Annotated in this window: 1 protein-coding gene; it reads right to left on the bottom strand. The window is 55.2% G+C overall.

Going from position 1 to position 949, the window contains the following annotated elements; translation table 11 throughout:
* Positions 1-949, bottom strand: a 949-nt coding sequence (locus B5F75_RS07420; RefSeq protein WP_158093814.1) for a hypothetical protein, incomplete at both ends; no start/stop codon positions are given.

Below are 949 nucleotides of genomic sequence, written 5' to 3'. Positions count from 1 at the left end.
ACCTGCGTTACCCCTTCTTCCGGCGTTAAGTGCTTTACCGCCACTCCCGCCGCGTTCTCCACCCGCGCCACTACCGTAGAATCACGCACCACCGAGTATTTGAAAATAAACGGATCTAACCCGTACGCCGTCGGACTGGATCCTACCGTCGAATAGCTCACCGGTTGGATCGTAATGTCCACCAATCCGCGTTCGATCGCAATCTGACCCACCGAGTAGTTCTGCGTCTTTACACCCGTGAAGCACACGCCGTCGCCTTCATTGACGGCCACTATGCCTCCAACCGGCACGCCGCAGGTACCTCCGGCGATAAAGTTAGGCGTTTTATTAAGTTTGGCATTAAAGTATTTGCCGTTGTACGGAATTTCCGCCCACAAAACGTACACGTAGTTCCCGTCCGGCATCGGCGCCCCGTAATTAAACGTTTGCGTACAACCGTTGGTATTGGCACAAGTCGTGCCGTCCGACATCGTCTCATTAAAAGCATAGGTGCGCATACAGCCGTTCGGATGATAGGAGCAGACCTTTCCCGCGTTACACTTTTGCCCGGCTAAAGAGTTCCCGTTGTCATCTACGGCATTGGCCGGATAAGTGGCGCCTTGGGGAATGGAAAGCGTCATGGTGGTATTTAAGCCGCACAGGCCGTCCCATTTGGAGGTAAAGTTCATCCGCGCCGTCCGGTCTTCTTCCGAGCGGTACACCAACGTCCCTCCCACCGGCGTCGGGCCCGTGCCCGTGGGCGTAGAGGAATCCGTTACCAGGTTGGAGGGCGTGCCCGCATTGGCAAAAGAAGTGCCCGGCGTGTAAATTTCCCAATACACTTTTGACGCCTCCGTCGGCACATAATTAATGGAAGCATACGCCGTAGATTTTTTGTTGAGCCCCGTCGCCACGATATCCGTCAGTTTCAACGGATCCAACGACATCTGGCGCGTAACCGCGCGCGAAA

It is taken from the genome of Elusimicrobium sp. An273, from assembly GCF_002159705.1.
In the GTDB taxonomy this organism is placed as follows: domain Bacteria; phylum Elusimicrobiota; class Elusimicrobia; order Elusimicrobiales; family Elusimicrobiaceae; genus Avelusimicrobium; species Avelusimicrobium gallicola.
This window is presented reverse-complemented; position numbering and strand designations above follow the sequence as displayed.